The following is a 26302-nucleotide window of genomic DNA, read 5'->3' on the forward strand; positions in this document are numbered from 1 at the left end:
ACGGGGCGCCGGGGTGGCACCGTGATTCAGACGGCGCTGCGGCCGAGCTCCCAGAGCTGCAGGTCGGCCGAGGAATTGACCGACCACTCGACGCCGGTGAGGCCGTCGCGGGAGGCGACGTACTGCTTGCCCTGCCAGATCGGAAGCACGGGAACGTCGGCGGCGACGATGTCCTGGAGCTTCCGGAAGGTCTTGGCGGCCGAGGCCCGGTCTTCCTCCCGGCGGGACTGCGGGATCAGCGTGTTCTGGGCCAGTGCGGACCTGTACGGCGAGTTGAGGAAGTTGTTCCTGTCGAGGAACGGCGCCGTGTAGTTGTCCGGGTCCGGGAAGTCGGGGAACCAGCCCATGCCGTAAACGGCGTAGTCGCCGCGCTTCTGGGCGGGGCGGTACTTCGCCCAGGGGGTGCCCTGGACGTCGACGTCGAACAGCCCGGTGGCGTTGAGCTGCTTCTTCAGCGCCTTGAACTCGGTGGCGGTGGCGGGCCCGTAGTGGTCGGTCGTGTAGTGCAGGGTGAATTTCACCGGTGTCTGTATGCCGGCGGCCTGCAGGATGGCGGCGGCCTTGGTGCTGCTGGGCTCGCCGTACTTGTTGTAGAACGAGTTGGTGTGTCCGGTGATGCTGGACGGGATGAGCGAGTAGAGGGGCTCGGCGGTGGCGCCGTAGACCTGCCCGGCGATCTGGCCTCGGTCGACGACCTGGGCGATGGCCTGCCGGACGGCCTTGCTCTTCACCGCGGGGTCGGTGGTGTCGAAGGCGAGATAGCTGATGGCGAGGCCGGGCATCTCGGTGAGCTCGATGCCGTCCTTCGGCCGCTCCAGCATCTGCTGAGCCTGCCCGGGAGACATGGTGCGGGTCATCATGTCGATCTTCTGGGCGTCGAGCGCCTTGCCCATCGCCTTGGCGTCGGGGAAGAGGTCCAGCTCGACCTTGTCGTTCAGGACGTTCAGATCGCCCTTGTAGCGCGGGTTCCTGGTGAAGACGACCTTGACGACCTGGTCGTTCCTGACCTCCGGCTTCATCGTGTACGGACCGGAGCCGTCGACCTGGAAGCCGCTGCGCGGGGACCTCGCCGGGTACTTGCTCTTCTGCACGATGCCTGCGGCCGGCGTGGCGAGCTTGTACGGGAAGGTCGCGTCCGGCGTCTTCAGATGGAAGATGACTTCGTCGTCACCGCTCGTCTCGATCGTGTCGATGTTGGTGAGCAGACCGACGGGGCCGCTGTCGGACTTGATGTCGATGACGCGGTTGATGGAGTACTTGACGTCCTCGGCGGTGACGGCCGTGCCGTCGGCGAACGTGAGGCCGGTGCGCAGCTTGCAGCGGTAGCTCTCGTTCTCACGGTCGGTGAAGGTGCAGCTCCTGGCGGCCTCGGGGACGGGCTGGCCGCCGCCACGCGGCACGTGGGTCAGGGTCTGCACGGTCTGCCGCAGGACGTTCCAGACGCCTGCTTCGTAGCCTATGGCGGGGTCGAGCGGCGCGGGGTTGTCCTCGGTGGCGACGAACTGGTCCGTGGTGCCGACAACGATGGCGGCCTTGCCATCGCTCCCGCTGTCCGTCCCGCCGCAGGCGGCGAGTACGGGCGCGAGCAGGCCGACGACGGCCGGCAGCACCAGAGTCTTGCGGTTCATCTTGGACGTTCTCCCTCATCCGGCCATTGAGAAAACGACATTAGTGGGCGCCGCCGGTAATGCCGGACGGGTGCTCTGCGCTGCGTAATCGAATGATGAGGGGAATGGTCTGCGAGCCGATTTCCCGAGCGGGGAACGTTCCGTACAGGACTCCATGAAACGGGACAGACGGGTGGATCAAAACGGACAGCTGGGTCGATCTTGGAGGGGCTCAAAAGCCCGGGGCGTGATAAAACTCACGCCCGAGCAATTTCTCGTCTTTGACGTGGCCCCGCCTTGCCCACACGCACGTACGACGAAATGCGCACATCGCAGTGGCGAGAGTTTTGCTGTTTATTCACAGAAATACTCTCGGTATACGTATCAACGCACTCCGGTGACCAGTCCCCGGAGAAATGCGAGATCGACTTCTTCGAGGGAGCTCACGACGACCCGGCCGGAGGCGGGTGCGATCGGTGCCACGGACGGCACGGCGACGACCCGGCAGCCGGCCGCCTCCGCCGCGGCGACACCGGTCGCGGTGTCCTCGATGACCGCGCAGCGCTCCGGAGCCACCCCGAAGCCCGAGGCGGCGGTGAGATAGGGCTCCGGGTGCGGCTTCGTCCGGGAGACCTCGTCGCCTGCGACGGTGAGCGAGAAATGGTGGTGCCCGACCGAGTCCAGCACCCGGTCGATGATGCGCCGGTGCGAGGCGGAGACCAGGGCGGTCGGCACCTCGTGGGCCGCCAGCTCGGCGAGCAGCCGGGCGGCGCCCGGCATCAGCGGTACACCGCGGCCGATACGCGCCTCGAAGCGGTCGTTGAGCAGCACGGTCAGCTCGGGCAGCGTGATGTCCGCGCCGGTGACATCGATGAGGTAGCCGGCGCTGCGGGTCATCGGGCCGCCGACGACCACATTCCTCCACGCCTCGTCCAGCCGGTGACCGAGATCGGCGAAGACTTCGACTTCGGCGTCCCACCAGAAGCCCTCGGTGTCGACCAGGGTGCCGTCCATGTCGAGAAAGACGGCCTGAAGGGCGGCGCCGTCGGCCATACGGGTCAAGGACGCGGAGACCGTACTGGTCATGCGGCACACCTTCCACGAGGGACGAGAAGGCCGGTCACCGTTTCCGGAGAAAAAGGCGACCGGCCTGCACTGGACCGACCAGTCTACGACTCGACCCGCGACAACGCGTCGATCATTTTCTACCGCGCGTTGAAGTACTTCGCCTCCGGGTGATGGATGACGATCGCGTCGGTGGACTGCTCCGGGTGCAACTGGAACTCCTCGGAGAGGTGCACCCCGATCCGCTCGGGCTGGAGCAGGTCGGCGATCTTCGCCCGGTCCTCGAGATCGGGGCAGGCGCCGTAGCCGAGGGAGAAGCGCGCACCGCGGTACTTCAGCGCGAACATGTCCTCGACGTCGGCCGGGTCCTCACCGCCGAAGCCGAGCTCGGAACGGACCCGGGCGTGCCAGTACTCGGCGAGGGCCTCGGCCAGCTGGACGGAGAGGCCGTGCAGCTCCAGGTAGTCGCGGTAGGAGTTGGCTTCGAAGAGCTTGGCGGTCTCCCCGCCGATCCTCGAGCCGACCGTGACGACCTGGAGGCCGATCACATCCGTCTCGCCGGACTCCTCGGGACGGAAGAAGTCCGCGAGACAGAGGCGGCGGCCGCGGCGCTGGCGCGGGAAGGTGAAGCGGGTGCGCTCCGAGCCGTCCTCGTGGAGCAGGATCAGGTCGTCGCCCTTGGACACGCAGGGGAAGTAGCCGTAGACGACGGCGGCTTCCAGCAGGTTCTCGGTGTGCAGCTTGTCGAGCCAGCCACGCAGGTGCGGGCGGCCCTCGGTCTCCACGAGCTCCTCGTACGTCGGTCCGTCACCGGCGCGGGCCTGCTTCAGACCCCACTGCCCCTTGAAGAGCGCACCCTCGTCGAGCCAGGAGGCGTACTCCTTGAGCTGGATGCCCTTGACGACGCGGGTGCCCCAGAACGGGGGCTCGGGGACCGGGTTGTCGATGGCGACGTCGGAGCGGACGCCCTCCTCCGGCTCGTCGACCTCCAGCACGGCGGTCTCCCGCTTGGGCACCCGGCGCTGCTTGAGCTCCGGGAGAGTGGCGCCGGGGACGCCGCGCTTCACCGCGATCAGGGCATCCATCAGGCGCAGGCCCTCGAACGCGTCGCGGGCGTAGCGGACCTCGCCCTCGTAGATCTCGTGGAGGTCCTGCTCGACATAGGCCCTGGTGAGAGCCGCGCCGCCGAGGATCACCGGATATTCGGCGGCCAGCTTGCGCTGGTTCAGCTCCTCCAGGTTCTCCTTCATGATCACGGTGGACTTCACCAGGAGGCCGGACATGCCGATGACATCGGCGCGGTGCTCCTGCGCGGCCTCCAGGATCGCGGAGACCGGCTGCTTGATGCCGATGTTGACGACGTTGAAGCCGTTGTTGGACAGGATGATGTCGACGAGGTTCTTACCGATGTCGTGGACGTCGCCACGGACGGTGGCCAGGACGATCGTGCCCTTGCCCTCCGCGTCGGACTTCTCCATGTGCGGCTCCAGGTAGGCCACGGCGGACTTCATGACCTCGGCGGACTGGAGCACGAACGGCAGCTGCATCTGGCCGGAACCGAACAGTTCGCCGACGACCTTCATGCCCTCGAGCAGTGTGTCGTTGACGATGTCGAGAGCCGGACGGGTCTGCAGTGCCTCCTCGAGGTCGGTCTCCAGGCCGTTCTTCTCACCGTCGATGATGCGGCGCTGGAGGCGCTCGTCGAGCGGCAGCGCGAGGAGTTCCTCGGCCTTGCCGGCCTTCATCGACTTCATGTTGACGCCCTCGAAGAGCTCCATGAGCCGCTGCAACGGGTCGTAGCCTTCGGCGCGGCGGTCGTAGATGAGGTCGAGTGCGACCTTCACCTGCTCCTCCTCCAGGCGCGCGATCGGCAGGATCTTCGACGCGTGCACGATGGCGGAGTCGAGTCCGGCCTTGACGCACTCGTCGAGGAAGACGGAGTTCAGGACGACTCGAGCGGCCGGGTTGAGACCGAAGGAGATGTTCGACAGGCCGAGCGTGGTCTGGACGTCGGGATGGCGCCGCTTGAGCTCGCGGATGGCGCCGATGGTGGCGATGCCGTCCTTGCGGGACTCCTCCTGACCGGTGCAGATGGTGAAGGTCAGTGCGTCGATGAGGATGTCCGACTCGTGGACGCCCCAGTTGCCCGTCAGATCCTCGATCAGCCGCTCGGCGACGGCGACCTTGTGCTCGACGGTGCGGGCCTGGCCCTCCTCGTCGATGGTCAGGGCGATCAGCGCGGCGCCGTGTTCGACAGCCAGTGCGGTGACCTTGGCGAAGCGCGACTCCGGCCCGTCGCCGTCCTCGTAGTTGACGGAGTTGAGAACGGCCCGGCCGCCGAGCTTCTCCAGTCCGGCCCGCAGGACCGGCAGCTCGGTGGAGTCGAGCACGATCGGGAGCGTGGAGGCGGTGGCGAAGCGTCCGGCCAGTTCCTCCATGTCCGCGACACCGTCGCGGCCGACGTAGTCGACGCAGAGGTCGAGCAGGTGCGCGCCCTCCCGGATCTGGTCGCGTGCCATCTCCACGCAGTCGTCCCAGCGAGCCTCCAGCATGGCCTCGCGGAACTTCTTGGATCCGTTGGCGTTCGTGCGCTCACCGATGGCGAGGTACGAGGTGTCCTGACGGAACGGGACGGTCTGGTACAGCGAGGCGGCGCCGGGCTCGGGCCGCGGGTCGCGGGGGACGAGGGCCGCGCCGCGCACGCGCTCGACGACCTGCCGCAGGTGCTCCGGAGTCGTACCGCAGCAGCCGCCGACCAGCGAGAGGCCGTACTCCTGGACGAACGTCTCCTGCGCGTCGGCCAGTCCTTCGGGGCCGAGCGGGAAGTGCGCGCCGTCCTTGGTGAGCACCGGCAGTCCGGCGTTGGGCATGCAGAGCAACGGGATACGCGAGTGGCGCGTGAGGTAGCGCAGATGCTCGCTCATCTCCGCCGGGCCGGTCGAGCAGTTCAGGCCGATCATGTCGACGCCGAGCGGTTCGAGTGCGGTCAGCGCGGCACCGATCTCCGAGCCGAGCAGCATCGTGCCGGTCGTCTCGAACGCCAGCGAGCACAGCAGCGGAAGGTCGCTGCCCACCGCCTCGAGCGCCCGTCGCGCACCCAGTACCGCGGCCTTCGTCTGCAGGAGGTCCTGCGTAGTCTCGATGATGAGCGCGTCCGCGCCGCCGGCGATCAGGCCCTCGGCGTTCTGCTGGAAACCGTCGCGGAGCACCGTGTACGGCGCGTGGCCCAGCGTCGGCAGCTTGGTGCCGGGGCCGATGGAGCCGAGCACCCAGCGCTGCTGTCCGGTGGAGGCAGTGAACTCGTCGGCCACCTCGCGGGCGATGCGCGCGCCGGACTCGGAGAGTTCGTGGATGCGCTCGGGAATGTCGTACTCGCCCAGGGCCGAGGCGTTGGCGCCGAAGGTGTTCGTCTCGACACAGTCCACGCCGACCGCGAAGTACTCCTCGTGCACGGAGCGCACGATGTCCGGGCGGGTGACGTTGAGGATCTCGTTGCAGCCTTCGAGGTTCTGGAAGTCCTCAAGGGTGGGATCCTGCGCCTGGAGCATGGTGCCCATGGCACCGTCGGCCACGACCACTCGGGTGGCGAGCGCCTCGCGGAGGGCTTCGGCTCGGTTCCGGCTGTCGGCGGAAAGGGTCGGCAACGAGGCCATGGATCTGCTCCCTGGGATGCGACGGCTGTCGGCTTTACGGCTTCCGGAAGAGGCCGCACCTCGTCAGGGTAGCCGGGCAGCGCCTCGGAGCGTCACTGTGTCCCACGTGACGGACGGCATGCTGTGCGGGGGCTATCCGGATCCGAGCAGTCGAGCGGGTTCCCCGCACGACCGGACATGGGTCGACATCGACCGATAGTGTTCAGCATTGTCGAACCACAATGGAGGAGTACGGCGTCATGGCCAAGAACATCCAGTCGCTCGAGCGGGCGGCGGCGATGCTGCGCCTGCTGGCAGGTGGCGAACGTCGGCTGGGACTCTCCGACATCTCCTCCTCCCTGGGCCTGGCCAAGGGCACCGCGCACGGCATCCTGCGCACACTCCAGCACGAAGGCTTCGTCGAACAGGACGCGGCGTCCGGGCGCTACCAGCTGGGCGCCGAGCTGCTGCGCCTGGGCAACAGCTATCTGGACGTCCACGAGCTGCGGGCACGCGCCCTGGTCTGGACGGACGACCTGGCCCGCTCCAGCGGCGAGAGCGCCCATCTGGGCGTCCTGCACCAGCAGGGCGTGCTCATCGTCCACCACGTGTTCCGGCCCGACGACAGCCGGCAGGTCCTGGAGGTCGGGGCGATGCAGCCGCTGCACTCCACGGCGCTGGGCAAGGTGCTGGCGGCGTACGACCCGGTGGCGCACACCGAGGCCGTCGAGGGCGAGCGTCAGCCCTTCACCCCGCGCACCGTCACCGATCTGGAGGAGTTCGAGACGGTGCTCGATCTGACCCGGGCGCGCGGCTGGGCGGCCGACGTGGAGGAGACCTGGGAAGGAGTGGCCGCGGTGGCCGCACCGATCCACGACCGGCGCCGGATGCCGGTGGGCGCGGTGGCGGTGACCGGTGCGGTGGAACGGGTCTGCTCCGGAGGCGAGCTGCGCCCCGAGCTGGTGGCCGCCGTACGGGACTGCGCGCGGGCGGTCTCCCGGGATCTCGGCGCCGGGCGCTTCTGACCGATTTGACGGATCATCGGTAACGATCGTCGTGTCATCCGTCCCACAACCCTTGACGCTTCATTCACCTGGGGGAAACATTGCCGTTCATCGGTCGACATTGTCGAACGCCTAACGGCAATACGCGCTAGGGTGTGACGGTGCCAAGGGCCGGTGAAGCCCTCACCTGAGGGCGCGGACCACCGGAGGGACCCGGGGTTCGGCTTCCCTGGACGAAGGACAAAGGAGTCGCGGGTGTCCAGCTCCGACATCTTCATCGGCGAGACCATCGGTACCGCCGTACTCATCCTGCTCGGCGGTGGCGTCTGTGCCGCCGTCACTCTCAAACACTCCAAGGCACAGAACGCCGGCTGGCTCTCGATCGCCTTCGGGTGGGGTTTCGCAGTACTGACGGCCGCGTATCTGGCCGGCGGCGTGTCCGGGGCCCACCTCAACCCCGCGGTCACGATCGGCCTCGCGATCAAGGGCGGTACCGCGTGGAGCGACGTACCGCTGTACATCGGCTCCCAGCTGCTCGGCGCGATGATCGGCGCGGTGCTGGTCTGGCTGACGTACTACGGACAGTTCCGGGCCCATCTGACCGACCCGGAGACCTTGTACAGCCGGCCGAGTGAAGAGGGCATGGTCGACCAGGCCGCCGCCCCGAAGGCCGGCCCGGTGCTGGGCATCTTCTCGACCGGCCCGGAGATCCGGAACGCCGTGCAGAACGTGGTCACCGAGGTCATCGCCACCGTCGTGCTGGTCCTGGCGATCCTCACTCAGGGCCTGAACAACGACGGCAACGGGCTCGGCACGCTCGGCGCGCTGATCACCTCGCTGGTCGTCGTCAGCATCGGCCTCTCGCTCGGCGGCCCGACCGGTTACGCAATCAACCCCGTTCGCGACCTCGGTCCGCGTATCGTGCACGCGCTGCTGCCGCTGCCGAACAAGGGTGGCTCCGACTGGGGGTACGCCTGGATCCCCGTCGTCGGCCCCCTCATCGGCGGTGCGATCGCGGGCGGTCTCTACAACCTCGCCTTTGCGTGAACCGTAGAGCCCTGAGCCGTAACCCTCAGATCCCACAGACTTCCAGGAGCACACCGTGACCGACGCACACACCACCGGCCCGTTCATCGCGGCCATCGACCAGGGCACCACGTCGAGCCGCTGCATCATCTTCGACAAGGACGGCCGGATCGTCTCCGTCGATCAGAAGGAGCACGAGCAGATCTTCCCGAAGCCGGGCTGGGTCGAGCACGACGCGGCCGAGATCTGGGAGAACGTCCAGGAAGTCGTCGCCGGCTCCGTCGTCAAGGCGGGTATCACCGCCGCCGACGTCAAGGCGATCGGCATCACCAACCAGCGCGAGACCACGCTGCTCTGGGACAAGAACACCGGTGAGCCCGTCCACAACGCCATCGTCTGGCAGGACACCCGCACCGACGCGCTCTGCAAGGAACTCGGCCGCAACGTCGGCCAGGACCGCTTCCGCCGCGAGACCGGGCTGCCGCTCGCCTCGTACTTCGCCGGGCCCAAGATCCGCTGGCTGCTCGACAACGTCGAGGGCCTGCGTGAGCGCGCCGAGCGCGGCGACATCCTCTTCGGCACCATGGACTCCTGGGTCATCTGGAACCTGACCGGTGGCACCGAGGGTGGCGTCCATGTCACAGACGTCACCAACGCCTCGCGCACCCTCCTGATGAACCTGCACACCATGGCGTGGGACGACAAGATCCTCGCATCGATGGGCATCCCGGCGGCCGTGCTGCCCGAGATCCGCTCCTCCGCCGAGGTGTACGGCACCGCAAAGGACGGCGTCCTGGCCGGCGTCCCGGTCGCGTCCGCGCTCGGCGACCAGCAGGCTGCCCTCTTCGGCCAGACCTGCTTCTCCGAGGGCGAGGCCAAGTCCACGTACGGCACCGGCACCTTCATGCTGATGAACACCGGTGAGACGCCCGTCAACTCGTACAACGGGCTGCTCACGACCGTCGGCTACCGGATCGGCGAGCAGAAGCCGGTCTACGCCCTGGAAGGGTCCATCGCCGTCACCGGCTCGCTGGTGCAGTGGATGCGCGACCAGATGGGCCTGATCAACTCCGCGGCCGAGATCGAGACGCTGGCCTCGTCGGTCGACGACAACGGCGGCGCGTACTTCGTGCCCGCCTTCTCCGGCCTGTTCGCCCCGTACTGGCGTTCCGACGCCCGCGGCGTCATCACCGGCCTGACCAGGTACGTCACCAAGGCGCACATCGCCCGTGCCGTGCTGGAGGCCACCGCCTGGCAGACCCGCGAGATCACCGACGCCATGACCAAGGACTCGGGTGTCGAGCTGACGGCCCTCAAGGTCGACGGCGGCATGACCTCCAACAACCTGCTGATGCAGACGCTCGCCGACTTCCTGGACGCACCGGTGGTGCGGCCCATGGTCGCCGAGACGACCTGCCTCGGCGCCGCCTACGCCGCCGGTCTCGCCGTCGGCTTCTGGCCGGACACCGACGCGCTGCGCGCCAACTGGCGCCGGGCCGCCGAGTGGACCCCCCGCATGGACGCGGACACCCGGGACCGCGAGTACAAGAGCTGGCTCAAGGCCGTGGAACGAACCATGGGCTGGATCGAAGACGAGGAGTAATCGACATGACCACCCTGCAGAGCGTCCCGGCCCTCGGGACGCACCCGGCCTCCGGCTCCCTTCCGAGCCGCGCCGAGACTCGGGAGCAGCTTTCCAAGGCGACGTACGACCTCCTGGTGATCGGTGGCGGCATCCTGGGCATCTCCACCGCCTGGCACGCCGCGCAGTCCGGGCTGCGGGTGGCTCTCGTGGACGCCGGCGACTTCGCCGGCGCCACTTCCTCCGCCTCTTCCAAGCTGCTCCACGGCGGCCTGCGCTACCTGCAGACCGGCGCGGTGAAGCTGGTCGCGGAGAACCACTTCGAGCGACGTGCGGTGTCCCGTCAGGTGGCCCCGCACCTGGCCAACCCGCTCACCTTCTACCTGCCCGTCTACAAGGGCGGGCCGCACGGCGCGGCCAAGCTGGGCGCGGGTGTGTTCGCGTACTCGGCGCTGTCCGCGTTCGGTGACGGCGTCGGCCATGTGATCAGCCCGGCCAAGGCGCAGCGCGATGTGCCGGAGCTGCGTACGGACAATCTGAAGGCCGTCGCGGTGTACGGCGACGACCAGATGAACGACGCCCGGATGGCACTCATGACGGTCCGTGCGGCCGTCGACGCGGGCGCGGTCGTCCTCAACCACGCCGCGGTGACCGGGCTGCGGTTCACCAGGGGCCGGGTGACGGGTGCTGACCTGGAGGACCGTACGGACGGCACGGAGTTCGGCGTCACCGCCCGGCTCGTGCTGAACGCCACCGGACCGTGGGTCGACCACCTGCGGAAGATGGAGGACCCGAACGCGGCGCCTTCGATACGTCTGTCCAAGGGCGCGCACCTCGTCCTGAAGCGCACTCGCCCCTGGAAGGCGGCGCTCGCCACCCCGATCGACAAGTACCGCATCACGTTCGCCCTGCCCTGGGAGGACATGCTGCTGCTCGGTACGACGGACGAGGAGTACGAGGGCGATCCGGCGGACGTCGCGGTCAACGAGAAGGACACCGCGCAGATCCTGGACGAGGCGGCGTTCTCGATCAAGGACCAGCAGCTGTCGCGCGATCTGATCACGTACTCCTTCGCGGGCCTGCGGGTGCTGCCGGGCGGTCCCGGCGACACCTCCAAGGCCAAGCGCGAGACGGTCGTGACGGAGGGCCGCGGCGGGATGCTGTCGGTCGCGGGCGGCAAGTGGACGACGTTCCGTCACATCGGCCGTACGGTGATGAACAAGCTGGCCGCGCTCCCCGGGCACCCGCTGGCCGAGGACATGGAGCCGATGGCCCGTCTGCCGAAGAAGCTCCCGCTGCCCGGTATCGCCAACCCGAACGCGGTCGCGCACCGGCTGCTGATCGACGGCGGAACGCCCGGACCGCGGATGGCCGCCGACACCGCGCGGCACCTCGCCACCCACTACGGCTCGCTCTCCTTCGACATCGCGCGGCTGGCGAACGACAACCCGGCGCTGGCCGAGCGCATCCACCCGGACGCACCGGAGATCTGGGCGCAGGTCGCGTACGCGCGCGACCACGAGTGGGCCGAGACGGCCGACGACGTGCTGCGCCGCCGGACGACGCTGACGATCCGCGGCCTGGCCACGGGCGAGATCCGGACCAAGGTCGAGGGCCTGCTGGCCGACAAGGGCTGAGGCAGGCCGTCGGGTACGCGGACGGGGGCGGCTTCCACGGGGGGAGCCGCCCCCGTCCGCCTACCGATGTGCGCCCATGCCCGCTGACCTGGAGCGGGCGGTGTACGTGCCGCCGTACGCGTGCAATGTGACGCGGGGCGGTGGAGGTCATGAAGTTCTCGGTGCTCTGACCGTGCAGCGGCGCACGGAGGAGATCGCCCCGGTGGTACGGCGCGAGGCGACTCCGACGCTCCGGGACCGAGCGATCGGTCACCAGCTGCGGCAGACCCGGTTCATCCACCTGATTCGACCCCCATAATGAAGGGAGACATCGGATGTCTTCATCCGAGGTCTGATCCCGCCCGAATCCAGGAGGACCGTCATGGCTGTCACCGACGAGGCGATCGAGAAGATCAAGGGAATGATCGTCTCGGGCGCACTACGGCCCGGCGACCGCCTGCCCAAGGAGAGCGAACTCGCGGCGGAGCTCGGGCTGTCCCGCAACTCGCTGCGCGAGGCGGTCCGCGCCCTGTCCCTGATCCGTATTCTCGATGTCCGGCAGGGCGACGGAACGTATGTCACCAGTCTCGACCCGCAGTTGCTGCTGGAGGCGCTGAGCTTCGTCGTGGACTTCCACCGCGACGACACTGTGCTGGAGTTCCTGGCAGTCCGCCGGATCCTGGAGCCGGCCGCGACGGCCATGGCAGCGACCCGGATCACCGAGGCCCAACTCGACGTACTGAGCTCTCAGTTGGACGCACTCGGGGCACAGCCCTCGGTGGAGGAACTGGTCGCCTGCGATCTGGAGTTCCACCGCGGCATCGTGCAGTCGTCCGGGAACTCGGTGCTCTGCTCCCTGCTCGACGGTCTCTCCGGGCCGACGACGCGGGCCCGCGTCTGGCGCGGCCTGACGCAGGAGGACGCGGTCAGCCGCACGCTGCACGAGCACCGGGCGATCCTGTCGGCACTGCGGGACCGGGACGCGGAGGCTGCACGGGCGTGGGCGACGGTGCATGTGGCGAGCGTGGAGCAGTGGCTGCGGTCGACGCTGTGACGCCTGCAGCGGGCTTGTTCCCCTGCCCGCCCCTTCCCCGACCGGGACATCGCACCGGACCTCACACCTCAACGCCGGCGGGGCTGAACTTCTCAGCCCCGCCGGCGTTTGCGGTCGTACGGGTCAGTCCTGCTTCTCACCGCTCGCGAAGCGCGAGATGACCAGCGCGACGATGATGATCGCGCCGTTGAGGAACTGGTTCCACAGCGCCGGGACGCCGCCCAGGGTCATCACATTGACCACCAACTGCAGCGTCAGTACGCCGGTCAGCGCACCGAACAGCGTGCCCCGCCCGCCCTTGAGGCTGATGCCGCCGATGACCGCGGCGGCGAACACCTGGAAGATCCAGCCGTTGCCCTGCGTCGCGGCGACCGCACCGTAGTGGCCGGTGTACAGGATGCCCGCGAAGGCCGCCAGCAGACCGCCGATGGCGAGCACGATCCAGGTGACCCGGTCGACCCGGATTCCGGCGGCCCGCGCCGCCTCCGGGTTGCCGCCGATCGCGTACAACGAGCGTCCGTGGCGCAGCCAGGCCAGCGCCGCGCCGCCGATCGCGAAGAGCACCAGGCAGATCCAGACCGCGGCCGGTGCGCCGAGCCACGCGCTCTTGCCGAGGTAGCGGAACGACTCCGGGACGTCGGTGATGGACTTGCCCTCGGTGATGCCGATGTGCAGGCCGCGCAGCATGGTGAGCATGCCGAGCGTCGCGATGAAGCCGTTGACCCGCAGCTTCAGCATCAGGAAGCCGTTGATCGCACCGATCGCCAGGCCCACCAGCAGACAGAGCGGGATCGCCGACCAGGTGGGCAGCAGGCCGAGGCCGGCGAAGCGGCCGCCCTCGGTGGGCAGGACCAGCCACATCGCGACTACCGGCGCGATGCCGATCGTCGATTCCAGTGACAGGTCCATCCGTCCGCAGATGAGGATGAGTGCCTGGCCGAGGACCAGCAGGCTGAGCTCGGAGGACTGCTGGACGACGCTGATCAGGTTGTCGGAGGTGAGGAACACCGGCGAGACGATGAATCCGATCACCATCAGCACCAGGATCACCGGAACCAAGGAGAAGTCGCTCCACCGGATCAGCCTGAGCCGGCTCAGCGGGCTGTCGTCGTCCAGCCCGCCCTTCGGCCCTCCGTTGATGTCTCCGGCCGCCGGCGGCCGTATCGTGCCGGTCATTCCCTTTCCCCCACACCTTCCATGGCGGCGACGAGTTCCCCGTCGGTCCACCCGCTTGCGAATGCCCCGACCACGCGCCCGTGGAACAGGGCGAGCACCCGGTCACATACCCGCAGATCGTCCAGCTCGTCCGAGACGACGACTGCGGCGTTGCCCTCGTCGGCGACCCGCCGGACGACTCCGAGCAGCGAGTCCTTGGACTTGACGTCCACACCCGCGGTGGGCCGGACCGCGACCAGCACGCTCGGCTTGCGGGCCAGTGCGCGGGCGACCACCACCTTCTGCTGGTTGCCGCCCGAGAGCCCTGCGACGGGCTGTTCGGGACCCTGTGTCTTGATGTCCAGCGACTCGATCATCGACCGTGCGAACTCCCGGGTACGGGAGGGCAGTACGGTCCCCCACGGTCCGAGCTGGTCGGTGACCGTGAGCGTGGCGTTCTCCGCGACACTGCGCCCGAGGACGAGTCCCTGGTCGTGCCGGTCCTCGGGGATGTAGCCGATCCCGGCCTCCAGCGCGTGCGGCACGCTGCCGGACCGCACGGACCTCCCGTGTACGCGGACCGTGCCGCCGGTGGCCTTGCGCATCCCGGCGAGCGTCTCACCGAGCGCGGTGTTGCCGCTGGCCGCGGATCCGGCGAGGCCGAGCACCTCGCCGGGGCGGACCTGAAGATCCAGCGGCTCGAACTGGCCTTCCAGGGCAAGTCCTTCCGTACGCAGTACGGGCTCCGCCGACTCGTCCCGCACCTCCGTCGGCGCACCGCCCGCGTGCCAGGCGGCGGATCCGCCGCCCAGCTCGCCGGTCATCGCCGCGACCAGTTCGCTCTTGGCGAGGTCGGCGACCGGGGCGGTCAGGACATGGCGGGCGTCGCGGTAGACGGTGACCGCGGTGCACAGTTCGTACACCTCCTGCAGATGGTGGGAGATGAACAGGAACGCCACTCCCTGGCTCTGCAGTTCCCGGAGCTTGTCGAAGAGCCGGCCGATGCCCCGGGCGTCGAGCTGGGCGGTGGGTTCGTCGAGGACGATCAGCCGGGCGCCGAATGACAGCGCCCGGGCGATCTCGACGAACTGCCGCTGTTCCACGGCGAGATCCCTGGCCCGGGTGCGGGGGTCGACCTGTACCCCGTACTCGGCGAGGAGCTCCTCCGCGCGCCTGCGGAGCCTCCCCCAGCTGATCCAGCGCGACTCCTCGTCCAGCCGGCCGAGAAAGAGGTTCTCGGCGACGGTCAGATCGGGCACGACCATGGACTTCTGGTAGACGCATGCGACCTTCGACTGCCAGGCCGTCGTGTCCCCGAAGGCGGGCGCGGGCTCCCCGCCGAACCGGACCGTCCCCGCGTCCGCCTTGTGCAGTCCGGTCAGGACGCCGACCAGGGTGGACTTGCCCGCGCCGTTACGGCCGACGAGGGCATGGGACTCGCCGGGCTGCACGGTGAGCTGCACACCGTCGAGCGCCACGGTGGGCCCGAAGCGTTTGACGATGCCTTCCGCCTGTACGGCAGGTGGTGCCTTTTCCATCAGACCCCTTCTCAGCGAGGCGCTGTACCAATGTCGATGCCCTGCCCTCGGGCGGCGGTCAGAGCTTGACCGCGTCTCGGCTCTGCGTTGCCGGGAGGGAAGCCCTCCCGGCAACGCGAGGGAGGAGTCACGGCTAGCTCTTCTTCTCCAGCTGATTGGCCCACAGTTTCGGGTCGTCCACGTTGTCCTTGGTCACCAGGGGCGCGGGAAGCTGGTCCTCGAAACCGTTGGGAATCTTGATGATGTTCGATTCGTGGTCGGTCGGGCCTTCCTTGAAGGTCTTGCCGTCCAGGGCCGCCTTGGCGTAGTACAGGGCGTACTTCGCGTACAGGTCGGCGGGCTGGGAGATCGTCGCGTCGATCTTGCCCGCCCTGATGGCGTCGAACTCCTCCGGGATGCCGTCGTTCGAGATGATCGTGATGTGACCCGCCGTACCGGCCGGCTTCAGCAGTTTCTTCTGCTCCAGGAGCGCGAGCGTGGGCTGCAGGAAGACGCCGCCGGCCTGCATGTAGATGCCGTTGATGTCGGGGTGTGCGGCGAGCGTCGACTGGAGTTTGGCGGACGCCACGTCGCCCTTCCAGTCGGTGGCCAGCTCGAAGACCTTGATGCCCGGGTAGTCCTTGTCCATGCAGGCCTTGAAGGCCTGGGACCGGTCGCGGCCGTTGATCGAGGACAGGTCGCCCTGGAACTCGACGACCTTGCCCTTGCCCTTCAGTTGCTCGCCGAGGTACTTGCAGGCGTTGGTGCCGTACGCCTTGTTGTCGGCGCGCACCACCATGTAGACGTTGCCCTTGTCGGGGCGGGTGTCGACGCTGACGACCGGGATCTTCTTGTCGTTCAGCGTGTTCAGCGACTCGGCGATGGCGCCGGTGTCCTGCGGGGCCATCACCACGGCCTTGGCACCCTGGTCGGTGAAGGTCTGGACGTTGGCGACGAGCTTGCCTATGTCGTTCTGGGAGTTGGTCAGGGGCAGTGCCTTGACGTCCCCCGCCTTGACCCCCTTCTCGATGTAGCTCTGGTACGAGTTCCAGAAGTCGCTGTCGCTGCGCGGCAGGTCGATGCCGACCTTCCCGGCGCCGGCGCCGTCGTCGGTGGACTCGCGGTTGCAGCCCGCGAGGGCAGTGACGGCCAGCAGTACGGCGCAGGCTGCCGCACTTGTCGTACGCACTCTCATTGGTGTCCCGTCCTTTGTGGAGTACCGGCTCGGTGCTGGGTTGGCAAAGACTGGTGCATGGGGCTCAGGGGTTGGTGGAGCGGGGTCAGTCGGCGGCGGGCCGAAGCCGCAGGCCCTGCATGCCTCCGTCGATGGCGAGTGCCGTGCCGGTGACGGAGGCGGCGGCGGGGCTCGCGAGGTAGACGATCGCAGCGGCCACCTCGTCGGCCGACACCAGCCGTCCCAGCGGCTGGCGGGCGTTGAGCGCGGCGCGCTCGGCCGCCGGGTCGTCGGCCTGGCCCAGAAGCCGGCCGATCCACGGGGTGTCCGCGGTGCCGGGGTTGACACAGTTGACGCGGACTCCTTCGCGGACATGGTCGGCGGCCATGGCGAGGGTCAGCGACAGGACCGCGCCTTTGCTGGCGCTGTACAGGGCGCGCTGTGGCAGCCCGGCGGTCGCCGCGATGGAGCAGGTCTGGGTGATGGAGACGGAGCCGGGGCGGTCGGCGGCCGCGCGCCGCAGATGGGGCAGGGCGTGCCGGGCGGTGCGGACCATGCCGAGGACGTTGATGTCCAGGACGCGGGTCCACTCGTCGTCGTCGTTGTCCTCGACGGTGCCGATGGAGCCGATGCCCGCGTTGGAGACCAGGGTGTGCAGACCACCCAGTTCGGCGGCGGCCCGGTCGACCGCGTCGCGTACGGCGTCGTCGTCGGTGACGTCCGCCTTCACGGCGAGCGTGCCCGCCGGGGCGCCCGCCGTCTCCCGGTCGAGTACGGCCACGCGCGCGCCGCGTTCCAGCAGCATCGTCGCGACGGCGGCCCCGATACCGGAGGCGCCGCCTGTCACCAGGGCGGACATTCCGTCGAAGTCGCTTGTGCCGGTCATCAGTTGGCCTCCTCGGGCTTGCGGCGGGCCTGCCATACGGGGCCCTCCGGGTAGCGGTGTGTGGTGATCGAGGCGGGGAGCATCCGGGCGGAGAAGCCCGGGGCGCGCGGCGCGACGTAACGCCCCGCTTCGATCACGGTGGGGTCGGCGAAATGTTCGTGGAGATGGTCGACGTACTCGATCACGCGGTTCTCCCAGCTGCCGGAGACGGCCACATAGTCGAACATCGACAGGTGCTGCACCAGCTCGCACAGTCCGACGCCGCCCGCGTGCGGGCAGACCGGCACGCCGAACTTGGCGGCGAGCAGCAGGATCGCCAGGTTCTCGTTCACGCCCGCCACGCGCGCGGCGTCGATCTGGACGAAGTCGACCGCGCCGGCCTGGAGCAGCTGCTTGAACACGACGCGGTTGGCGACGTGTTCACCGGTGGCGACCTTGATCGGCTGGCCGGCCCGTACGGCGGCGTGGCCGAGGATGTCGTCGGGGCTGGTCGGTTCCTCGATCCAGTGCGGGTCGTACGGCGCGAGCGCGGTCATCCACTCCACCGCGTCGGCGACGTCCCACCGCTGGTTGGCGTCGACGGCGATCCTGATGTCAGGTCCGACGGCCTCGCGGGCCAGGGCGAGTCTGCGGACGTCGTCGCCGAGATCTCCGCCGACCTTCAGCTTGATCTGGGTGAAGCCGTCGGCGACGGCCTCCTTCGCAAGCCGGACCAGCTTGTCGTCGGAGTAGCCGAGCCAGCCGGGCGAGGTGGTGTACGCGGGGTAGCCCTCGGCGCGCAGCCGTTCGGCGCGCTCGGTGCGGCCCGGTTCGGCGGCCTGCAGGATTTCGAGGGCCTCGTCGGGGGTGAGGACGTCGGTGAGGTAGCGGAAGTCGACGAGGGAGACGAGCTCCTGCGGCGTCATTTCGGAGAGGAACTGCCAGACGGGCCGGCCCGCCTGCTTGGCGGCCAGGTCCCAGGCGGCGTTGACGACCGCGCCGGCCGCCATGTGCATCACGCCCTTCTCGGGGCCGAGCCAGCGCAGTTGCGAGTCATGGGTGAGCTCGCGGTACAGCGCGCCGAGATCGGCCGCGGTACGGGGGGCCGGGCGCCCGATCACGTACGGGCGCATCGCTTCGATGGCGGCTGCCATGATCTCGTTGCCGCGTCCGATGGTGAAGCAGAAGCCATGGCCCTCGATGACGGTTCCGTCCGCCTCCTCGCCGAGCGAGGCGCCGGTACGCAGGACGACATAGGCGGCGGAGTAGTCGGGATCGGGGTTCATGGCGTCCGAGCCGTCCAGTTGCTCCGAGGTCGGAAAGCGGATGTCGTGGACCTCGAAGTCCGTGACGGTCTGACTCATGTGCGCCCCCAGGGGAATAACATCGGACCTCTGTTCCGGTCATCCGATGTATAGCGGTGCGGTAGCCCCAAAGTCCAGAGTTGAGACGAAATCCCCGGGACACAGCTCGGATGAATTCGGAGAAAGATGCCCTGGTTGGACCGGTGATGCACCTCGTGGGGCCGGGTTCACCCTGCCGTGCACAGGGGCTGCGGCGGGAGAGGCCGGAAGCCGTAAGGTTGGTGCGTACGCAAGGGAACTTCGGAAGGAGGCCTGGGTGATCGAGCTCGAGGGGGTTCCCGAGCTGATCGACCCGGTCATGGTGGCCGCGTTCGAGGGATGGAACGACGCAGGTGACGCCGCTTCCACAGCGGTCGCACACCTGGACCGGGAGTGGAAGGGCGAGGTGTTCGCGGCGCTCGACGCCGAGGACTACTACGACTTCCAGGTCAACCGGCCGACGGTGTGGCTGGACGGCGGAGTACGCAAGATCACCTGGCCGACCACCCGGCTCTCCGTGGTCCGCGTCGGCGGGGACAAGCCCCGCGATCTCGTCCTGGTCCGCGGTATCGAGCCGTCGATGCGCTGGCGCTCGTTCTGCAACGAGCTCCTGGGCTTCGCCCATGAGCTGGGCGTGGAGATGGTGGTGGTCCTGGGCGCGCTGCTCGGCGACACCCCGCACACCCGCCCCGTGCCGGTCAGCGGGGTCACCTCCGATCCTGACCTGGCGCGGACCATGGACCTGGAGGAGACCCGGTACGAGGGCCCGACGGGCATCGTCGGCATCCTCCAGGAGGCCTGCACGCATGCCGGTGTGCCCGCCGTGAGCCTGTGGGCGGCGGTGCCGCACTACGTGTCGCAACCGCCGAACCCGAAGGCGACCATGGCGCTGCTGAACCGCCTGGAGGATCTGATCGGGTTGCGCATCCCGCTGGGCGAACTGCCCGAGGACGCACGTGCCTGGCAGCTCGGGGTCGACCAACTGGCCGCCGAGGACAGCGAAGTGGCCGAGTATGTGCAGACGCTGGAGGAGGCCAGGGACACCGCGGAGCTTCCCGAGGCGTCGGGCGAGGCCATCGCCCGGGAGTTCGAGCGTTATCTGCGGCGCCGGGATGTCGCGCCCGGCCAGGCGCCCGGCGGGCATGCCACCGAGAGCGGCGACGCCTCATACCTGCGCGACACGTCGAGCGGGCGGACCAGGCCGCCGAAGCCGCCGAAGCCGGAGCCGGGACCGCCGCAGGGAGCCGCGGGCGAGTCCGCCCAGGACGGGCCCACCGACGACGACACCGGTCCCGGTCCCGAGGACTCATCGGGTTCGCCGGATTCATCGGAGGACTGAGGAACGGCACGGCAGTCCGTCGCGACCGGTCGAGCGCCGGGCCGGTGGGACCCGCCCGGCGCCCCCGCTGTCAGGAACAGCTGAACCGCGCCGCGGCCCAGTCCCCGTGGTCACCGGTCTTGGAACCGTTGGTGTCGGTGACCTTCAGGTGCACATGGCGCGCACCGGCGACGTCCACCTCGACCGGCACGGTCGCCGACGCCCCGGTCACCTTCGGCGACGTCCAGAGCACCTTGCCGTCCGCCTCGACGGAGAAGGCCACTTCGCCGTAGCCGTTGATCTCGTCGTCGATCCCCGCGTCGGCCGTGAACGTGGTGCAGCGCCCGCCGAGATAGACCTCGATGTCGGAGTCGGCGTGAGAACCGATCCCCTTCTCGTACGTCTTCCCGGCGAGGGTGAGGGTGTGTCCGTCGGTCGCACCCGATTCGCCGTTGCTGCGGTCGCGCTCGGCCGGGCCGTAGCCGTTGGCCGACTTCAGCCAGACCAGATCGCTCGCCCAGGCGTCGGCGGTCGGGGGCTGAGGCATCACCCCGGCCGCGAAGCGCTGGACGGTGGAGCGGGCTTCACCCGCCGCCCGGTAGCGGGCGACCGCGGTGATCCGGGCCTCCCCGGCCACGGCGTCCTTCGCCGGAGTGACCGCCAGCTCGACCCGCCGGGTGGTGCCTGCCGGGATCCGGTCCACGGTCTTCGCCGGGGTGACCTGCCACCCCTCGGGGACGTCCAGGGTGACCGCTGCGTCCGTCACATCGGCGCTGCCCGCGGTGACGTCGACGGCCACGGTGCCCTCGACTCCCGCCCCGACCTCCTGCGCGTCCGGCGCGGAGACGACGGCCGTGGCGGACGCCTTCCTGCCGCCGACGGCGCTGGTGCCCTCCAGCTTCAGGCTGAACTTCCGGTCTGTGCTCAGCGGCGCGGTCTTGACCTTCACCACACCACCGCGGTCGTCCTGGTCGTACCACCAGCCCTGCTTCGCGGTCCTGTACGCGGCCGCGGAGCCCAGCCGGGGCAGTGTGCCGTTCAGCTTGACGGCCCTCGGTGCCGACCCGGTGTGCACGCTGAACTCGTACGGTCGCCTGCTCTGCTTGCCGGTGAAGTCCCCCTTGCTCCCACCGATGTTCACAGTGATGTCGCCCGCGCCCCGGACGGGTGCGTCGACGTCCGCCCGCTGGGTGGCGTACTTGCCGTCGCGGTGCCGGCGGGTGACGCCGTCGTCCTCGTACAGCGTGAAGGAGGACCTGCCCTGCGGGTAGATGTCCCAGGCCAGCGGGGAGCCGCTCGTGCGGTCCTGGTACGAGCGGATGCCCGGCCACATCGGCACGCTGGCACCGGCCTTCACGAAGAGCGGGAGGGTGTCGAGCGGGGCACTGTAGTGGTCGACGGTGGTCGGCCCCTCGTACGTCCGGCCGCTCCAGTAGTCGATCCAGGTGCCCTTGGGCAGATAGATCCCGTCGCGACGGGTGCTGTCCTGGTAGACGGGCGCGACGAGGAAGTCCTCGCCGGACATGAACTCGTACTTCGCCGCGTCCGTCGCCGCCTTGGGGTCGTCCGGGTATTCGAGGACGAGCGGGCGGACCATGCCGACGCCGGTCTTGGTCGCCTCGTGTGCGTACGAGTACTGGTACGGCAGCAGCGACTCCTTGAGCTTGAGGTAGTCCCGGTTGATGGTGGTGTACGGCTCGCCGTACCGGTAGGGCTGCTTGTCGCTGGCCGCCCAGCCGTCCATGGTCATCGTGGTGCCGAGGAACATCTTCCACTGCAGGTCACGGGTGTACGTCTTGGCGCTGCCGCCGAAGATGCCGTCCACGTCACCGGTGGTGTAGGCGAGGCCGGACATCGTGGCGCCCGCGTAGGTCGGGATCTGCCAGCGGATGTAGTCCCAGGTGCCGTACTGGTCACCGGACCACTGGACGCCGCAGCGCTGTGCCCCCGACCAGCTCTCGGGAGCATAGGTGAAGCCGCGGGCGTCGCTGTTGTCCTCGATGCCCTTGTACGCGTCCTTGCAGCCGTCGAGGGCGAACTTGTAGCCCGAGCCGACCCACGCGACGTCGAGCTTGGCCACCCGCTGACCGGCCTTGACCTGGTCGGCGATCTTGTCGATGCCGTCCTCGGTCCACAGGCCGAGCTGCATGCCGCGGTCCTGGAGGCCCTTGGAGGTCTCGGCGAGGTCCTCGTAACCGCAGCCGTAGCCGTCGTTGACGAGCATCCAGCCGTTCGGCATGTCGTTCTCGACGTAACCGTCGGCGACCTTCAGGGCGTCCAGGGTGCGGCGCTCACCGCGGTTGGCGTTGTGCAGATAGCAGTCGGCGTCGCCGATCTCCATTCCGTACACGGGCGGCAGGAAGGGCTTGCCGGTGAGCTTCGTGTACTCGCCGATGACGTCCTTGGCATCGTCGCCGGCGAAGTAGTAGGCGTCGAAGCGCTGTTCCTGCGCGCTGGTGGTCACCGGGTCGGTGAACGCGTAGGTGTTGGGTGCGTACGTGTTGCGGAAGACGCCGTATCCGGCCGAGGAGAGATAGAACGGCACTGAGTTGGGATGGCCCCCGTCGTCCCAGTTGTAGTCGACGCCGACCTCGACGGTCTGGCCGCGGTGCGAGGTGTTGCCGCGGCCGTTCTGCATCCCGGCGCCGTAGAACTGCTCGTCGGCGCCACGGGCCAGGGTCTGGGTGGTCCGCTTCCCGTCCCAGCTCAGCCCCTTGGCCTCGGACCAGACGAGGCTGCCGTCGGCCCGCCGGAGTTCGAAGCGCAGCGGCGACTTGTAGGCGCGCAGGGTGATGCTGCCGGTGGAGAGTTCGTAGCGGTCGCTCCTCTCCTTCCACCGGGTGTGCGGCGGGGCGCCCTGCGGCAGCACTATGTCGTCGCCGGTCGGGTCGGTGAACGTACCGTCCGGGGCCAGTTCGATACGGAAGGTCTCGGCGGAGACGAAGCTGACACGGGCCTCGGCGGTGCCGGATTCGAGGTGGTAGACGGGCCCGTCGGCAAGGAAGCCGGTGACATCACCGACCGTCGTGGCGTCGGGCTCGGCCGACTCGGCCTGTGCGCTGCCAGGCCCCGCGAAGACGGCGACCAGTCCCAGCAGAGCTGCAACTGCCGCCACTCTGATGCGCGTTGATGATTGCATAGAGCGCTTTTAGCGCAGTCTCGAGCATTTGACCATGGACAAAACAGAACCGGCCCCGAACTTCGTGGAGAAGTCCAAGGCCGGTCACCGGACGGAAACAGACGGGGTGTTACAACGGGTCAGAGCGCGACACCCAGCAGCGCGTCGACGGTACGCGAGACGAGACCGGGTGCACCCTCGTCCGTACCGCCCCCGGCGTTCTGACGCTCGGCCCAGCGGTCCACGGCGGCCAGGGCGGCCGGGGCGTCCAGGTCGTCGGCGAGGGCCTCACGGACCTCCTCGACCAGGGCGTCGGCGGACAGTCCGTCGGGCCGGGAGACGGCGGAACGCCACCGTCCGAGCCGCTCGACGGCGTCGGCGAGCACCTGATCGGTCCACTCCCAGTCCGACCGGTAGTGGTGCGAGAGGAGGGCCAGCCGGATCGCGGCCGGGTCCACACCGTCCCGGCGCAGCGCCGATACGAAGACCAGGTTGCCCCGGGACTTCGACATCTTCTCGCCGTCCAGGGCCACCATCCCGGCGTGCACGTACGCCTTTGCGAACGGGTGCTCGCCGGTCAGCACCTGGGCGTGCGAGGCGCCCATCTCGTGGTGCGGGAAGGCGAGGTCGGACCCGCCTCCCTGGACGTCGAAGCCCATGCCGAGGTGGTCCAGGGCGATGGCCACGCACTCGATGTGCCAGCCGGGCCGGCCCGGGCCGAGCGAGGCCCCGTCCCAGCTCGGCTCGCCCTCGCGGGCGGCCATCCACAGCATCGGGTCGAGCGGGTTCTTCTTGCCCGGGCGCTCCGGGTCGCCGCCGCGCTCTGCGGACAGCAGCCGCATCGCCTCGGCGTCCAGGTTGGACACCTCGCCGAAGTGCGGGTCGGCCTCGACGGAGAAGTACACATCACCGTCGAGCTCGTAGGCGGCGCCGGCGTCCCGGAGGCGTTCGACGAGCGGGACGATGCCGGGTATCGCCTCCACCGCGCCGATGTAGTGCTCCGGCGGAAGCATGCGCAGGGCGGTCATGTCCTCGCGGAAGAGGGCCGTCTCGCGTTCGGCGAGCTCGGTCCAGTCCTGACCGTCGCGCACGGCTCGCTCCAGCAGCGGGTCGTCCACGTCAGTCACATTCTGGACATAGTGAACCTGCCGCTTGGTGTCGAGCCACACGCGCTGAACGAGGTCGAACGCGTTGTAGGTCGCCGCATGACCCATATGGGTCGCGTCGTACGGCGTGATGCCGCAGACGTAGATGCGGGCGACGGGACCGGGGTCAAGAGTGATCCGTCCGCCGGTCGCGGTGTCGTGGATCCGAAGGTCGCGGCCCTTGCCAGGCAGGGCGGGGACCTCAGAAGCGGGCCAGGCATGCATGTCATGAGCGTAACCGGACGTTGCTTCCGGATACGAACCGGATACGGGATCCTGGCCGGAGAGGCGGTCTTGCGCGTGCCGGGTGTGCTCTCCTCGCGCCGCCTCTTCCCGAGCCGGGCACGGCCCCGGACCCCTTGGAGTACGCCCTCGGACGCCGGACGGGACGAAAAAAATGTCCTCGGTCGCCGGACGGGCTCGATGTTGCCGTTTCAGCCCGACCGCCGATTCCAGCCAGTCCCGACCCAGCCCCTCCGGCGCTCGGCTCGCGGAGCGGGGCCCAGGGCGGAGCCCCCGAAGAACCCGGCCCGTCCGGCGCTTCAGGACACCGGCGTCCGGGGCGGAGCCCCGGTTCCGGGAAGGGGCGGGTAGGGGAAGAACAACGTCTCGCCCGTCACACCGGCGGCCACGGTATGGACGGCCACCCCCCACTCGGCTGCGGGTGCCGCCCCGCCACCCGCAGCCCCTCCACCCTCCCCCGCAACGCATCGATCTCCGCCGTTGTGATCAGCTCCGCCAGTCGAGTGGCCAGGGCTGTCCCCGGTGCGAGTTCCTCCGCCAGCCGCCCCAGCGCCTCGACGGCCTCGGCCGTCAACGGCTCGCCCGCCCACCCCCACAGCAGCGTCCGCAGCTTGTCGTCCGCGTTGAATGTCACACCGTGGTCGATGCCGTACAGCCGGCCGCCGGGCGCGGGCAGCAGGTGGCCGCCCTTGCGGTCACCGTTGTTGATCACCGCGTCGAGCACCGCGAGCCTCCGCAGCCGCGGATCGTCCGCGTGCACCAGCAGGGCCGTCTCCCCCTCGCCCACCTCGGCGAGGGCGACGGCCTTCCACCCGTCCGCCGGCTCCTCGTCCTCGACGAGCGCCAGCAGCGGTGAGTCGCCGTCCGTCGATTCCCCGGCAGGCGCCTCGACCCACAGCTGGCACATGCCCTCCCCGTACGGCCCGTCCCTCAGCACGGTCGGCGGCACCAGCCCCCACCCCATCGCCTCGGAGATCTCGTACGCGGCCACCTCCCGCTGGGCGAGCGTGCCGTCGGGGAAGTCCCACAGCGGCCGTTCCCCGGCGACGGGCTTGTAGACGCAGGTCCGTTCCTCGCCCTCGTACGCGACGGTGCAGTAGAGCACCGCGTTGGACGCCCCCCGGACCTGACCGAGGACGGTGAGCTGCCCCTTGGTGAGCAGGTTGACCAGCTCGGCGTCCGTCAGGCTCCCCGGCGGTATCCGTTCTGGCGCGGGCATACATGTCCTTCCGGGTCGAGCGGCAGGCTGCACAGCGGGCACGGCGGACGGCCGGCGTTGACGACGTCCAGGGCGCGCTTGGCGAACGCGCGGGCCTGCGCGCCGCTGAGCCGGACCCGGAGCATCGGCGGACCGTTCTCCTCGTCCTGCAGCATCCGCTCCTCGGCCTCCGCGAGATCGTCGTCGGAGTCCGCGTCCAGCTCGACTAGGGCCTGCGCCTCGACGATCATGCGCTGCTCCTCGCCGTCCCAGGCGAGTGCCATGGTGCCGACCCGGAACTCCTCCTCGACGGGCACGTCGAGCGGCGCGGAGTCGGTGACATCCATCGGTGCCACGGCGGGCACCGGTGAGTTCCCGCCGGTCCGTCGCACTACCTCGTCGAGGAGTTCGTCGATCCGTTCGGCGAGGGCGGCGACCTGGGTCTTCTCCAGGGCCACGCTGGTGACACGTCCGCCTGAGGAGGCCTGCAGGAAGAACGTACGACGTCCAGGCAGCCCGACCGTACCGGCCACGAAACGGTCCGGGGGGTCGAAGAGGAACACCTGACGGGACACGTCCTGTCTCCCTTGAGTATTGACGGCAAATGAGGGGCGGCCGGGGGTCCGGGAAGTCAGTCCCC

General features: G+C 69.1%; 19 protein-coding genes. 7 read left to right on the plus strand and 12 right to left on the minus strand.

The features are described 5' to 3' along the window. Positions 1-26: 26 nt before the first annotated feature. The 3 genes from ACIA8E_RS21035 to metH form a co-directional block, all read right to left on the minus strand. Positions 27-1628: an ABC transporter substrate-binding protein gene (locus ACIA8E_RS21035; RefSeq protein ID WP_399300285.1), complete on the minus strand. Its 1602-nt coding sequence runs from the start codon at positions 1626-1628 to the stop codon at positions 27-29. A 363-nt stretch (positions 1629-1991) separates the two neighbouring features. Beyond that, complete coding sequence (locus tag ACIA8E_RS21040; RefSeq protein ID WP_399300288.1) at positions 1992-2693, minus strand: HAD family hydrolase; 702 nt, start codon at positions 2691-2693, stop codon at positions 1992-1994. A gap of 119 nt (positions 2694-2812) precedes the next feature. After that, a complete protein-coding gene (gene metH / locus ACIA8E_RS21045) occupies positions 2813-6325 on the minus strand; it encodes a methionine synthase (protein ID WP_399300291.1) in 3513 nt (1170 codons plus the stop codon). 239 nt (positions 6326-6564) lie between these two features. Here metH and ACIA8E_RS21050 point away from each other — a divergent pair, with 239 nt between their 5' ends. The 6 genes from ACIA8E_RS21050 (at position 6565) to ACIA8E_RS21075 (ending at position 12586) form a co-directional block, all read left to right on the plus strand. Continuing rightward, positions 6565-7329 (plus strand): IclR family transcriptional regulator, encoded by a 765-nt coding sequence (locus tag ACIA8E_RS21050; protein ID WP_313936456.1) that lies wholly within the window; start codon positions 6565-6567, stop codon positions 7327-7329. Positions 7330-7563: 234 nt separating this feature from the next. After that, positions 7564-8355 carry an MIP/aquaporin family protein gene (locus ACIA8E_RS21055; RefSeq protein WP_030918401.1) on the plus strand — a complete coding sequence of 264 codons (792 nt, stop codon included), beginning with the start codon at positions 7564-7566 and terminating at the stop codon, positions 8353-8355. Positions 8356-8410: 55 nt separating this feature from the next. Further along, on the plus strand, positions 8411-9937 hold the full coding sequence (gene glpK / locus ACIA8E_RS21060) for a glycerol kinase GlpK (RefSeq protein ID WP_399300296.1): 1527 nt from the start codon (positions 8411-8413) through the stop codon (positions 9935-9937). 5 nt (positions 9938-9942) lie between these two features. Next, positions 9943-11553, plus strand: coding sequence for an FAD-dependent oxidoreductase (locus tag ACIA8E_RS21065; protein WP_399300299.1), 1611 nt, complete (start codon positions 9943-9945; stop codon positions 11551-11553). 76 nt (positions 11554-11629) lie between these two features. Further along, positions 11630-11851, plus strand: coding sequence for a hypothetical protein (locus tag ACIA8E_RS21070; protein WP_399300301.1), 222 nt, complete (start codon positions 11630-11632; stop codon positions 11849-11851). A gap of 63 nt (positions 11852-11914) precedes the next feature. Next, positions 11915-12586, plus strand: coding sequence for a FadR/GntR family transcriptional regulator (locus tag ACIA8E_RS21075; protein WP_399300304.1), 672 nt, complete (start codon positions 11915-11917; stop codon positions 12584-12586). A 123-nt stretch (positions 12587-12709) separates the two neighbouring features. On the opposite strand, the gene ACIA8E_RS21080 is transcribed toward ACIA8E_RS21075, so the two are convergent. The 5 genes from ACIA8E_RS21080 to ACIA8E_RS21100 form a co-directional block, all read right to left on the minus strand. Beyond that, positions 12710-13762, minus strand: a complete 1053-nt coding sequence (locus tag ACIA8E_RS21080) for an ABC transporter permease (protein WP_399300307.1) — start codon at positions 13760-13762, stop codon at positions 12710-12712. After that, entirely contained in the window at positions 13759-15279 is a 1521-nt protein-coding gene (locus ACIA8E_RS21085) for a sugar ABC transporter ATP-binding protein (protein ID WP_399300310.1), read from the minus strand. The genes ACIA8E_RS21080 and ACIA8E_RS21085 overlap by 4 nt, the downstream gene beginning before the upstream one ends. Positions 15280-15412: 133 nt before the next feature. Further along, positions 15413-16453, minus strand: coding sequence for a sugar ABC transporter substrate-binding protein (locus ACIA8E_RS21090; RefSeq protein WP_030918382.1), 1041 nt, complete (start codon positions 16451-16453; stop codon positions 15413-15415). Positions 16454-16538: 85 nt separating this feature from the next. Further along, positions 16539-17318 (minus strand): SDR family NAD(P)-dependent oxidoreductase, encoded by a 780-nt coding sequence (locus tag ACIA8E_RS21095; protein ID WP_399300313.1) that lies wholly within the window; start codon positions 17316-17318, stop codon positions 16539-16541. Then, on the minus strand, positions 17318-18661 hold the full coding sequence (locus ACIA8E_RS21100) for an L-fuconate dehydratase (protein WP_399300316.1): 1344 nt from the start codon (positions 18659-18661) through the stop codon (positions 17318-17320). The genes ACIA8E_RS21095 and ACIA8E_RS21100 overlap by 1 nt, the downstream gene beginning before the upstream one ends. A 256-nt stretch (positions 18662-18917) precedes the next feature. On the opposite strand from ACIA8E_RS21100, the gene ACIA8E_RS21105 reads away from it, so the two are divergent. Then, complete coding sequence (locus ACIA8E_RS21105) at positions 18918-19979, plus strand: PAC2 family protein (RefSeq protein ID WP_399300319.1); 1062 nt, start codon at positions 18918-18920, stop codon at positions 19977-19979. A 70-nt stretch (positions 19980-20049) separates the two neighbouring features. Here ACIA8E_RS21105 and ACIA8E_RS21110 read toward each other — a convergent pair whose 3' ends face one another. From ACIA8E_RS21110 to ACIA8E_RS21125, 4 genes are all read right to left on the minus strand, one after another. Further along, positions 20050-23097 (minus strand): NPCBM/NEW2 domain-containing protein, encoded by a 3048-nt coding sequence (locus tag ACIA8E_RS21110; protein WP_399300322.1) that lies wholly within the window; start codon positions 23095-23097, stop codon positions 20050-20052. Positions 23098-23216: 119 nt separating this feature from the next. Continuing rightward, positions 23217-24446 carry a cysteine--1-D-myo-inosityl 2-amino-2-deoxy-alpha-D-glucopyranoside ligase gene (mshC, locus tag ACIA8E_RS21115; RefSeq protein WP_399300325.1) on the minus strand — a complete coding sequence of 410 codons (1230 nt, stop codon included), beginning with the start codon at positions 24444-24446 and terminating at the stop codon, positions 23217-23219. Positions 24447-24837: 391 nt separating this feature from the next. After that, positions 24838-25683, minus strand: a complete 846-nt coding sequence (locus tag ACIA8E_RS21120) for an SCO1664 family protein (RefSeq protein ID WP_399300328.1) — start codon at positions 25681-25683, stop codon at positions 24838-24840. After that, positions 25647-26237, minus strand: a complete 591-nt coding sequence (locus ACIA8E_RS21125; protein ID WP_399300331.1) for a DUF3090 domain-containing protein — start codon at positions 26235-26237, stop codon at positions 25647-25649. Before ACIA8E_RS21125 ends, ACIA8E_RS21120 begins: the two co-directional genes overlap by 37 nt. Between the last annotated feature and the right edge of the window lie 65 nt (positions 26238-26302).

Origin of the sequence: Streptomyces sp. NPDC051664 (assembly GCF_044453545.1) — a bacterium.
Lineage (GTDB): Bacteria > Actinomycetota > Actinomycetes > Streptomycetales > Streptomycetaceae > Streptomyces.

What these genes read in the sequence shown, in the direction of transcription:
- ACIA8E_RS21075 (WP_399300304.1), top strand. Translation starts at nt 11,915, where the DNA reads ATGGCTGTCACCGACGAGGCGATCGAGAAGATCAAGGGAATGATCGTC.
- ACIA8E_RS21120 (WP_399300328.1), bottom strand. Translation starts at nt 25,683, where the DNA reads ATGCCCGCGCCAGAACGGATACCGCCGGGGAGCCTGACGGACGCCGAG.
- ACIA8E_RS21080 (WP_399300307.1), bottom strand. Translation starts at nt 13,762, where the DNA reads ATGACCGGCACGATACGGCCGCCGGCGGCCGGAGACATCAACGGAGGG.
- ACIA8E_RS21110 (WP_399300322.1), bottom strand. Translation starts at nt 23,097, where the DNA reads ATGCAATCATCAACGCGCATCAGAGTGGCGGCAGTTGCAGCTCTGCTG.
- ACIA8E_RS21095 (WP_399300313.1), bottom strand. Translation starts at nt 17,318, where the DNA reads ATGACCGGCACAAGCGACTTCGACGGAATGTCCGCCCTGGTGACAGGC.
- ACIA8E_RS21085 (WP_399300310.1), bottom strand. Translation starts at nt 15,279, where the DNA reads ATGGAAAAGGCACCACCTGCCGTACAGGCGGAAGGCATCGTCAAACGC.
- ACIA8E_RS21100 (WP_399300316.1), bottom strand. Translation starts at nt 18,661, where the DNA reads ATGAGTCAGACCGTCACGGACTTCGAGGTCCACGACATCCGCTTTCCG.
- ACIA8E_RS21090 (WP_030918382.1), bottom strand. Translation starts at nt 16,453, where the DNA reads ATGAGAGTGCGTACGACAAGTGCGGCAGCCTGCGCCGTACTGCTGGCC.
- ACIA8E_RS21070 (WP_399300301.1), top strand. Translation starts at nt 11,630, where the DNA reads ATGCCCGCTGACCTGGAGCGGGCGGTGTACGTGCCGCCGTACGCGTGC.
- mshC (WP_399300325.1), bottom strand. Translation starts at nt 24,446, where the DNA reads ATGCATGCCTGGCCCGCTTCTGAGGTCCCCGCCCTGCCTGGCAAGGGC.
- metH (WP_399300291.1), bottom strand. Translation starts at nt 6,325, where the DNA reads ATGGCCTCGTTGCCGACCCTTTCCGCCGACAGCCGGAACCGAGCCGAA.
- ACIA8E_RS21065 (WP_399300299.1), top strand. Translation starts at nt 9,943, where the DNA reads ATGACCACCCTGCAGAGCGTCCCGGCCCTCGGGACGCACCCGGCCTCC.
- ACIA8E_RS21035 (WP_399300285.1), bottom strand. Translation starts at nt 1,628, where the DNA reads ATGAACCGCAAGACTCTGGTGCTGCCGGCCGTCGTCGGCCTGCTCGCG.
- ACIA8E_RS21050 (WP_313936456.1), top strand. Translation starts at nt 6,565, where the DNA reads ATGGCCAAGAACATCCAGTCGCTCGAGCGGGCGGCGGCGATGCTGCGC.
- ACIA8E_RS21040 (WP_399300288.1), bottom strand. Translation starts at nt 2,693, where the DNA reads ATGACCAGTACGGTCTCCGCGTCCTTGACCCGTATGGCCGACGGCGCC.